The sequence below is a fragment of the Streptomyces flavofungini genome (genome assembly GCF_041028215.1).
Lineage (GTDB): Bacteria > Actinomycetota > Actinomycetes > Streptomycetales > Streptomycetaceae > Streptomyces > Streptomyces flavofungini_B.
Map to the genome: position 1 here is coordinate 1 of NZ_JASKYR010000307.1, position 9,632 is coordinate 9,632.

9 protein-coding genes, 2 rRNA genes and 1 pseudogene are annotated in these 9,632 nt (G+C 71.4%); 8 read left to right on the forward strand and 4 right to left on the reverse strand.

What is annotated here, in order from left to right; genetic code table 11:
• Positions 1–259: ribosomal RNA gene (locus AB8Z36_RS21220) — 23S ribosomal RNA — on the forward strand; the annotation flags it as partial.
• 139 nt (positions 260–398) lie between these two features.
• Positions 399–515, forward strand: a 5S ribosomal RNA gene (rrf, locus tag AB8Z36_RS21225).
• Between the two features lie 120 nt (positions 516–635).
• On the opposite strand, the gene AB8Z36_RS21230 is transcribed toward rrf, so the two are convergent.
• Entirely contained in the window at positions 636–1,706 is a 1,071-nt protein-coding gene (locus tag AB8Z36_RS21230) for a hypothetical protein (RefSeq protein ID WP_369214936.1), read from the reverse strand.
• Here AB8Z36_RS21230 and AB8Z36_RS21235 point away from each other — a divergent pair.
• The gene (locus tag AB8Z36_RS21235; protein WP_369214937.1) at positions 1,689–2,450 is read left to right on the forward strand and encodes a tetratricopeptide repeat protein; all 762 of its coding nucleotides are present in this window, start codon (positions 1,689–1,691) and stop codon (positions 2,448–2,450) included. The genes AB8Z36_RS21230 and AB8Z36_RS21235 overlap by 18 nt on opposite strands.
• A gap of 123 nt (positions 2,451–2,573) precedes the next feature.
• Here the strand turns inward: AB8Z36_RS21235 and AB8Z36_RS21240 are convergent, their stop codons facing one another.
• The gene (locus tag AB8Z36_RS21240; RefSeq protein WP_369214938.1) at positions 2,574–3,857 is read right to left on the reverse strand and encodes a DUF1015 family protein; all 1,284 of its coding nucleotides are present in this window, start codon (positions 3,855–3,857) and stop codon (positions 2,574–2,576) included.
• A 72-nt stretch (positions 3,858–3,929) separates the two neighbouring features.
• Between AB8Z36_RS21240 and AB8Z36_RS21245 the strand changes: the two genes are divergently transcribed.
• Complete coding sequence (locus AB8Z36_RS21245; RefSeq protein ID WP_369214939.1) at positions 3,930–4,982, forward strand: HAD-IIA family hydrolase; 1,053 nt, start codon at positions 3,930–3,932, stop codon at positions 4,980–4,982.
• Between the two features lie 68 nt (positions 4,983–5,050).
• On the opposite strand, the gene AB8Z36_RS21250 is transcribed toward AB8Z36_RS21245, so the two are convergent.
• Positions 5,051–5,890, reverse strand: a complete 840-nt coding sequence (locus tag AB8Z36_RS21250; RefSeq protein WP_369214940.1) for a siderophore-interacting protein — start codon at positions 5,888–5,890, stop codon at positions 5,051–5,053.
• Positions 5,891–6,049: 159 nt separating this feature from the next.
• Between AB8Z36_RS21250 and AB8Z36_RS21255 the strand changes: the two genes are divergently transcribed.
• The 3 genes from AB8Z36_RS21255 to AB8Z36_RS21265 all read left to right on the forward strand — a co-directional run bounded on the left by AB8Z36_RS21255 (position 6,050) and on the right by AB8Z36_RS21265 (position 9,049).
• Positions 6,050–7,093: a FecCD family ABC transporter permease gene (locus AB8Z36_RS21255; protein ID WP_369214941.1), complete on the forward strand. Its 1,044-nt coding sequence runs from the start codon at positions 6,050–6,052 to the stop codon at positions 7,091–7,093.
• Entirely contained in the window at positions 7,090–8,118 is a 1,029-nt protein-coding gene (locus AB8Z36_RS21260) for a FecCD family ABC transporter permease (RefSeq protein ID WP_369214942.1), read from the forward strand. Before AB8Z36_RS21255 ends, AB8Z36_RS21260 begins: the two co-directional genes overlap by 4 nt.
• A 73-nt stretch (positions 8,119–8,191) precedes the next feature.
• Entirely contained in the window at positions 8,192–9,049 is an 858-nt protein-coding gene (locus AB8Z36_RS21265) for an ABC transporter ATP-binding protein (RefSeq protein ID WP_369214943.1), read from the forward strand.
• Here AB8Z36_RS21265 and AB8Z36_RS21270 read toward each other — a convergent pair.
• Positions 9,033–9,380, reverse strand: coding sequence for an alkyl sulfatase C-terminal domain-containing protein (locus AB8Z36_RS21270; RefSeq protein ID WP_369214944.1), 348 nt, complete (start codon positions 9,378–9,380; stop codon positions 9,033–9,035). The genes AB8Z36_RS21265 and AB8Z36_RS21270 overlap by 17 nt on opposite strands.
• A gap of 43 nt (positions 9,381–9,423) precedes the next feature.
• Between AB8Z36_RS21270 and AB8Z36_RS21275 the strand changes: the two are divergent.
• Positions 9,424–9,632, forward strand: a pseudogene (locus AB8Z36_RS21275) (hypothetical protein); the annotation flags it as partial.

The following is a 9,632-nucleotide window of genomic DNA, read 5'->3' on the forward strand; positions in this document are numbered from 1 at the left end:
GGGCTGTCCCTAGTGGGGGGGGACCGGGAGGGACGAACCTGTGGTGTGCCGGTTGTCCTGCCAAGGGCATGGCTGGTTGGCTACGTTCGGAAAGGATAACCGCTGAAAGCATCTAAGCGGGAAGCCTGCTTCGAGATGAGTATTCCCACCCCCTTTGAGGGGTTAAGGCTCCCAGTAGACGACTGGGTTGATAGGCCAGATCTGGAAGCCCGGTAACGGGTGGAGGTGACTGGTACTAATAGGCCGAGGGCTTGTCCTCAGTTGCTCGCGTCCACTGTGTTGGTTCTGAAACAACGAACAGTTGTGTCGGCTGAACAGCGTCACTATCTAATTGAAAAGTGTGCTTGTTCGCTGCCCTGTTTGAGATCCTGCTTCACCGGCGGGATATTTCATAGGGTTTCGGTGGTCATAGCATGAGGGAAACGCCCGGTTACATTCCGAACCCGGAAGCTAAGCCTCATAGCGCCGATGGTACTGCAGGGGGGACCCTGTGGGAGAGTAGGACGCCGCCGAACAATTTTTGGAGGACCCTTGGTCCCAGCGTCCACGCTGGGACCAAGGGTCCTTTTTGTTTTTGTCGAAGCGCGCCGGCACCCCGGCTGCGCGAGAATGACTGCGGTACCGAAGACTAGGAGTCACCGATGGCCACCAACTCTCCCGACGAGCGACCGGAGCGCGACCAGCGCCGCCGGGAAGGTGGCGACCGGGGCGGATACCGCGGGGGCCCGAGGCGGGACAACGACCGTGGTGGGTTCCGCCGCGATGGCGACCGGCCTGCCTTCCGTCGCGACGACCGACGTGATGACCGTCGGGACAGCAACGACCGCGGCGGTTTCCGACGGGATGACAACCGTGGTGGTGACAACCGCGGTGGTGGTTTCCGTGGGCGTGATGACCGTGATGGTGGGCGTCCGCCGTTCCGTCGGGATGACCGGCCCAGCGGCCCGCGCCGCGACGACCGTGACCGTGATCGCGGTGGCGACCGTGGCGGATTCCGCCGCCACRGCGRYCGTCCCGCCTTCCGTCGCGACGACCGGCGTGACGACCGCCGTGATGACCGGCGTGATGACCGTGGTGGTTTCCGTCGTGAGGCCTTCCGTCGCGATGACCGGCGTGACGATCGCCGTGATGACCGCGGCGGTTTCCGACGGGATGACAACCGTGGTGGTGACAATCGCGGTGGTGGTTTCCGTGGGCGGGATGACCGTGATGGTGGGCGTCCGCCGTTCCGTCGGGATGACCGGCCCAGCGGTCCGCGCCGCGACGACCGTGACCGTGATCGCGGTGGCGACCGTGGCGGATTCCGCCGCGACAGCGACCGCCCCGCCTTCCGACGCGACGACCGGCGTGACGACCGCCGCGACAGCAACGACCGTCCCGCCTTCCGCCGTGACGACCGCCGCGATGACCGTAGGGACGACCGCCGCGACGGCGACCGTGGTGGCTTCCGGCGGGATGACAGCAGGGGTGGCGGTGGCTACCGGGGTCGCGACGACCGCGGGCGTGACGACCGTGGACGGGGTGGCAGGCCCGGTGGGTTCCGTGGGCGTGACGACCGCAGGGACGACCGGCGTGACGGCGACCGGGGTGGTTACCGAGGCGGACGTGACGACCGCGACCGGGACCGCGAGCCGATCCGACGGCTGCCGATCCCTGACGACGTCACGGGCCGTGAGATCGACAAGGACGTGCAGCAGGAGCTGCAAAGCCTCCCGAAGGGTCTCGCCGAGGACGTCGCCAGGAACCTGGTGATGGTCGCCAATCTCCTCGACGAGGACCCCGAGCAGGCCTACGCGTACTCGCGGATCGCCCTGCGGCTGGCCTCCAGGGTCGCGGCGGTGCGTGAGGCGGCGGGCTTCGCCGCGTACGCGAACCAGAAGTACAGCGAGGCGCTCGCCGAGTTCCGGGCGGCGCGTCGGATGACCGGCAGTGTCGAGCTGTGGCCCGTCATGGCGGACTGCGAGCGCGGCATGGGCAGGCCCGAGAAGGCGCTGGACATGGCCGGTGCGCCCGAGGTGCAGAAGCTCGACAAGGCGGGCCAGGTCGAGATGCGGCTCGTCGCCGCCGGGGCACGGCGTGACATGGACCAGATCGACGCGGCCATCGTCACCCTGCAGAGCTCCGAGCTGGCCTCGAACTCCGTACAGCCCTGGACCGCGCGGCTGCGGTACGCCTACGCCGACGCGCTGCTCGCGGCCGGCCGTGAGGACGAGGCGCGGGAGTGGTTCGCGAAGGTCGTCGAGTCCGACAAGGACGGCAGCACCGACGCATCCGACCGCCTGGCGGAGCTGGACGGCGTCGAGTTCGTCGACGCCCTCGCCGACGAAGAGGACGAGTTGGGCGCCGTGAGCGCCGACGAGGCCGCATCCGACGAGGCCGTAGCCGACGAAACCCCCGGCGACGAGGCCTCCGGCGACGACGACAAGGCCTCCGACGACGACAAGGCCTGATCAGGTCAGAGCTGAGCCGAGGCTGAGAGAACGGGCGGGACTCCTCCACGGAGTCCCGCCCGTTCTGCGTTTCAGGAGGCGAAGCTCAGTACGGGAGGCCAAGCTCAGTACGGGAGGCGAAGCTCAGTACGCGAGGCCGCGCAGTACGAGGCCCGTCGCCGGTTTCGGGCCGAAGGAGGTCGACTTGCGGGGCATCGTGATGCCCTGCTGGGCCAGCTCGCGGACGACCTCCTCGCGGACCGGGTGCATCAGGACGGCCGTGCCGCCGTCGCGCTCGGCCTTCTCGACCGTCGCCCCCGTGTCGTGGATGTACGCGATGTGCTCGGGTGCGTCCGGGATGCGCCAGACGTGGTCGAGCAGGGCCGAGTGGAGAACCGTCGCGTCGAGGGTCCGCCACGCCTCGGGGTGCTCGTTGGGGATCGTACGGGCGAGCAGGTCGGGGGAGGGGCGGTCGATGAGGTGGAAGGCGCCGTCGCCCGCGAGGAGGAAGGCGTTGCTCTCGGCGGCGGCCTCGGCGAGGGCGTCGAGCGCGTCGTCGAGGGGACCCGCCACCTCGCGGACGCGGAAGGAGTCGCCGATGGCGGCCAGGGCGTCGGCGACCGGCAGGTGGTGGAGGTAGCGGTGGATCGAGCGGACCCGCAGCGGATAGTGGGCGGTGTCGACCAGGAGGACCAGGCCGTAGTCCCAGGCGCTGGGGGAGGCGTGCTCGGCGCGCAGGCGCAGGTTGGTCGCCCAGCGGTGGTGGCCGTCGGCGATAAGAGCCTGGTGGGTGGCGAGATTCGACTGGATCTCGGTGATCTCGGCGGGGTCCGTCACCGCCCACAGACGGTGGTGGAAGTCGTCCTCCGTGGTGGTGGCGAGCAGCGGCTCGCGCAGGATGACGCGCTCGATGACGGCTATGGCGCCCCGCGTCCGCTCCCCGCCGTCACCGCGGTAGGTGAGGAGCAGCGGCTCCAGGTTGGCGGAGGTGGCGCGCATCAGGGCCGCGCGGTCCTCGACGACGTGCGGCATGACGTCCTCGTGGGGCAGGACGACGCCGTCGGCGGCCTCGGAGAGGCGGAGGGCGCCGATGATGCCGCGCTGGAGGATGTCGCCGTCGCGCTGTTCGTAGACGTAGAGGCTCGGCGCGGTGTCGGGGGCGAGGATGCCCTCGGCGAGCCAGTCGCGCAGGGTGTCCGCGGCCTGCTGGTTGCGGGCGGCGGGGGTGGTGGCCTGCGGGAGGATCAGCCGGACGATGTTGTACGGGTCGGCGGACTCCAGGTGGAGCAGGCCGTCGGGGCGGACCACCACGTCGTACGGGGGTGAGGTCACCGCGGCGAGGTTGCCGACCCGCTCGGGGACGTAGCGCACGCCCCGGAAGGGGATCAGGTCGAGCCCGGCTGCGTCCGTGTGACCCGCTGTGTTCATTGGGGCATCGTATGTGTGTCAGTGGCATGAGCGATGATCGGGGGAGTGGTATCGAGCGAGGAGCGATGTGTAATGAGCCAGACCGCAGGCAAGGGCGCGGACGAGGGGTTCAGGACGCGGCCCGCGGGCAGCGGCACGGCGCTGAGCGAGGCGTATGACACGGCGCTGCTCGACCTGGACGGTGTGGTGTACGCGGGGGGCAGGGCCATCAAGTACGCCGTCGAATCGCTCGGCACCGCGCGCAAGGGCGGCATGCACCTCGCCTATGTCACGAACAACGCGCTGCGTACGCCGGACGCGGTGGCGGAGCATCTGACGGAGCTGGGGATCGAGACCGCCGCGGCGGACGTCATCACCTCGGCGCAGGCGGCGGCCCGGCTGGTCAGCGAGCACGTGCCCGAGGGGGCGCGGGTGCTCGTGATCGGCGGCGAGGGGCTGCGGGTGGCGCTGCGGGAGCGGGGTCTTGAGCCGGTCGAGTCGGCCGACGACGATCCGGCGGCGGTCGTGCAGGGGTACGGCGGCCCCGACATGGCGTGGGGACGCTTCGCCGAGGCCTGTTACGCGATCGCGCGCGGGGTGCCGTGGTTCGCGTCCAACACCGACCTGACGATTCCGAGCGCGCGGGGCATCGCGCCGGGCAACGGCGCCGCGGTGGAGGTCGTCAGGATCGCGACGAAGGCCGAGCCGAAGGTGGCGGGCAAGCCGCTGCCGCCGATGCACCGGGAGACGATCCTGCGGACCGGCGCGGAGCGGCCCCTCGTCGTAGGGGACCGCCTGGACACGGACATCGAGGGCGCGTTCAACGGCGGGGTGGACTCCCTGCTCGTCATGACCGGCGTCACGGACGCCGCGCAGCTCCTCGCGGCGCCGCCCCGGCACCGGCCGACGTATGTGGACGCGGACCTGCGCGGCATGCTCACCGGGCAGCCCGAGGTGACCGGGTCGGCGGACGGCTTCGGCTGCGGCGGCTGGACGGCCTCGGTGCGCGACGGCGAGCTGGTCCTTGACGGCGACGGCGAGGCCATGGACGGCCTGCGCGCCCTGTGCGCGGCCGCCTGGACCGAGGCCGGGGACGGCTCCTGCACGCTGGACACGGACAAGGTGGTGGCACGGCTGGGGCTGTAGACCCGTACGGACCTCACCGCCGCCGCCGACAAGCCCGGGCCGCCCGGCTCACGCCGTCCCGCCCCGGCTCACGCCGCCTCGCCCCGGTCGATCAATTCGTCGGTGGTCGTGTTCCTGCGCCAGTAGCCGGAGAAGGAGACCCGTTCGCGGGCGAAGCCCCGGTCGCCGACGAGGTGGCGGCGGACGGCCCTGACGGTCGCGGACTCGCCCGCGATCCAGGCGTAGGGCGTTCCCTGGGGGAGGTCGGCGCCGCGGATCGCCCCGGTCGTGGCGCCCTCCGTGGTGAGCCAGTGGATCTCGGTGTCCGTCCTGCTGGACAGCGGCTGGCGGTCGGCGAGGTCGTGGACCTCCACCCAGACGCGGGTCGGCAGGCCGGGCGGCAGGATCTCCAGGATGCCCGCGACGGCGGGGAGCGCCGACTCGTCGGCGGCGAGGAGCAGCCAGTCGGTGTCCCGCGGCGGCCGGAAGTCGTACGCGCCGTTCTCCTCGTCGACCGGGGCGAGGACGCCGACGCGGGCGCCGGGCCGTGCCGTCCGTGCCCAGCTCGTGGCGGGACCGTCGGCGGGCGAGGGGGCCGCGCCGTGGACGGCGAAGTCGACGGTCAGCTCGTGCGGGTCGCGGCGGAGGGCGCGGGTGGTGTACGTGCGCATGATGCCGCGTACCGCCGGGTCGAGGGCGCACCAGGCGGCGTACCAGTCCAGGGTGTCGCCGGTGCCGGTGCCGGTGTCCGGCATGACGGGGGCGTCCTGGCCGGGGTGCGGCAGGAAGATCTTGATGCGCTGGTCACGGCCGCCCGAGGCCATGCGCGGCAGATCGGGGCCACCGAAGGTCACGCGGATCATCGCGGGGGTGAGCCGTTCGGCGCGCACCACCCGGACGTCGAAGTACTGGTACGGGGAGTCGGTCATCGCTTGGCCTCTCCGGCTTCTCGGCGGCTGCGGCCGCGGCTGTGGCGAACCGCTGGCCCGCTGGACGATGGGGGACGCGACCGGCGTTGGCCGGTGGCCTCGAGCGGTTCCGGTCGGGACACTTCGAGACACACCGGGAGGGTAGGCTAACCTAACCGCGTGTTGCTCGACAGTCCCCCAGAACCCCGCGCGGAGACCGCTTCCGCGCCGCCCGGACGCCGCGCGATGCGCACCGCGGGGCTGCTCCTGGCGGTGGCCGTGCTCGTGCTCGTCTTTCTCGCGAGCATCGCGGTCGGCGCCAAGTCGATGCCCATGGAGCAGGTCTGGCACGGCCTCTTCCACGACACGGGCACCTATGGCGACGTCGTGGTCGGTGAGCGGCTCTCGCGCAGTGTGCTCGGACTCCTCGCGGGCGTCGCGCTCGGTCTCTCCGGCGCCGTGCTCCAGGCGCTCACCCGTAATCCGCTGGCCGATCCCGGACTGCTCGGCATCAATCTGGGCGCGTCCTCGGCGGTCGTGACCGCGATCAGCTTCTTCGGCGTCACCTCGCTGAGCGGCTATGTGTGGTTCGCCTTCGTGGGGGCGGCGCTCGTCGGTGTCCTGCTCTACGCCCTGGGCGGTGCGCGCGGCGCGACCCCGGTGCGTCTCGCGCTCGCGGGCACCGCGATCAGCGCGGCGCTCTACGGCTATCTGCAAGCCGTGATGATCATGGACGGGGCGGCGCTCAACAAGATGCGCTTCTGGACGGTCGGCTCGCTGGCCTCCGCCAACTGGCACACCATCCAGCAGGTCCTGCCCTTCCTCGCGGTCGGCACGGTGCTCGCGCTTGGCCTCGCGCGGCCGCTGAACGCCATGGCCATGGGCGACGACACCGCCCGCGCGCTCGGCGCCCACCTCACCCGCACCCGCGCGCTGTCCATGGCGGCGGCGACGCTGCTGTGCGGGGCGGCGACCGCGGCCTGCGGGCCCATCGTGTTCGTCGGCCTGATGGTGCCGCACATCGTGCGCTCCTTCACCGGGCCCGACAACCGCTGGATCCTGCCGTACGCGGCCGTGCTCTCGCCCGTCCTGCTGCTCGGCGCCGATGTCGTCGGCCGTATCGTGGCCCGCCCGGCGGAGCTCCAGGTCGGCATCGTGACGGCGGTCATCGGCGCGCCCGTCTTCGTCTTTCTCGTCCGCAGGCGGAAGGTGGCCCAGCTGTGAAGGCGCTACGCACCAAGGGCGGCTTCTCGGTCCGCGTCGACGTCCGTACCGCGGTGGTCGTCACCCTGCTCGTGCTGGCCGCGCTCACCGCGGGCGTCGTCCTGATCGGCACCGGCGACTTCGAGATCCCGGCCGGGGACGTGGTCCGTACGCTGCTCGGCCAGGGGGACGCCGGTCAGGAGTTCATCATCAACGAGCTGCGGCTGCCCCGGGTCCTCGTGGGGCTCCTGGTCGGCGCGTCGCTCGGCCTCGGCGGCGCCCTCTTCCAGTCCATCGCGCGCAACCCGCTGGGCAGCCCCGACGTGCTCGGGCTCGGGCAGGGCGCGACGGCCGGGGCGCTCACCATGATCGTCCTGTTCAAGGGCAGCGCGGTCGAGGTCGCGGGCGGCGCGCTCGTCGGCGGCCTGGTGACCGGCCTCGCCATCTATCTGCTGGCCTGGAAGCGCGGTGTGCACGGCTACCGGCTCGTCCTCGTCGGCATCGGTGTCTCCGCCTTCACCACGGCGGTCAACGGCTATCTGCTGACCAAGGCGGACTTCGTCGACGCCGCCCGTTCCGTGGTGTGGATGACCGGCTCCCTCAACGGCCGCGACTGGGGCCAGGTCTGGCCGCTGCTCGCGCTCGTCGCGGTCCTGGTGCCGGTCGTCCTGGTCTACGGGCGTCCGCTGCGGATGCTGGAGATGGGCGACGACGTCGCCAACGCGCTCGGCATCCCGGTCGAGCGCACCCGCTTCGCCCTGCTGACCGCGTCCGTCCTGCTCACCGCCGCGGCCACCGCCGCCGCGGGCCCCGTCAGCTTCGTCGCCCTCACCGCGCCCCAGCTGGCCCGGCGCCTCACCCGCTCCCCGGGTCCGAACCTCATGCCGTCGATGTTCATGGGCGCCGCCCTCCTGATCGTCGCGGACTGGGCCTCGCAGCGGGCCTTCGGCGCGGACCAGCTCCCCGTCGGCGTCGTCACCGGCGTGCTCGGCGGCGGCTATCTGCTGTGGCTGCTCGTCACCCAGCGCAGGGCGGGACGCGTATGACCGGGAGCCGCGACGCGTATGACCAGGAGCCGCGTATGAATAGGAAGCCCGGACGACCAGGAACCCCAGGCGCATGACCCAGAACGAGAACGACCTCCAGGACCAGGAGCGTGCTGCCGTGAACCGGCTCATCGCCGACGACGTCACCCTCGGCTACGACCAGCGGGTCATCGCGGAGAAGCTGTCCGTCGAGATCCCCGACAACTCCTTCACCGTGATCGTGGGCCCCAACGCCTGCGGCAAGTCCACGCTCCTGCGGGCCCTCTCCCGGATGCTCAAGCCGTCCGCCGGACGCGTCCTGCTGGACGGGAACGTCATCCAGTCGATGCCCGCGAAGAAGGTCGCCAGGACGCTCGGGCTGCTGCCGCAGTCGTCCATCGCGCCCGACGGCATCACCGTCGGCGACCTCGTGGCCCGCGGCCGCTACCCCCACCAGGGGCTCCTGCGGCAGTGGTCGGCGGAGGACGAGCGGATCGTGGACGAGTCCATGGAGTCCACGGGCGTACGCGAGCTCGCCGACCGCTATGTCGACGAGCTCTCCGGCGGCCAGCGCCAGCGCGTGTGGATCGCCATGGCCCTCGCCCAGCAGACCCCGCTGCTGCTCCTGGACGAGCCGACGACGTTCCTCGACATCCAGCACCAGCTCGACGTCCTCGATCTGTGCGCACAGCTCCACGAGGAGCAGGGCCGCACCCTCGTCGCCGTCCTGCACGACCTCAACCACGCCGCGCGCTACGCCACCCACCTCATAGCCCTGCGCGACGGCGCGGTCATCGCCCAGGGGGCGCCGTCCGACATCGTCACGGCGGAGCTGGTGGAGCAGGCGTTCGGCATCCGGTGCCAGATCATCGACGATCCCGAGACGGGCACGCCCCTGGTGATCCCCGCCGCGCGGGCGGGGCGCAAGGCCGTGGCTACAGCAGCGACCTGAGCTTCAGCAGATCCCGGAAGCCCGCCTCCAGCCTGACGCGCCCGGAGGCCCACGCCTTCGCGAAGTTCAGGCTGCCGTCGACCATCGCCACGAGGTCGTCGCCGGTCATCGCCAGGCGGATCTCGGCCTTCTCGCGCGGCGGCCCCTGGTGGCTGTCGACCACCGTGATCCGGCCGTTTTCGAGCCGTCCGGTGAAGGTGGCGTCGAGGTCGGTGATGTGGCAGCTCAGCGAGCGGTTCAGGGCAGCCGCGCCGCGCACGTCGCCGTCGGCGGACGCGAGGTTGTCCGAGAGTCTGTCGAGTGCGGTACGGCACTCCGCCATGGTCGCCATCGTGATCGACGGTACCGCAGAGGTTCGCGGTAGCGTCGTGCCCATGAGCGACCTTCAAGCGGGGCAGGACGAGGCGGCGGCGGCAGCGGAGCAGCCGGTGCCGGACGCCGGGCCGTCGTACGACCCCGCGGGCCCCGCCCCCCTCGGGGTCGAGCGGGCACCCACCGGCAATGCGGAGGTGGACGCCCAGCTCGCCCGGCTCGGCGACGCCGACCACCTCGCCACGGACGGCCACATCGAGGTGTACGAGGA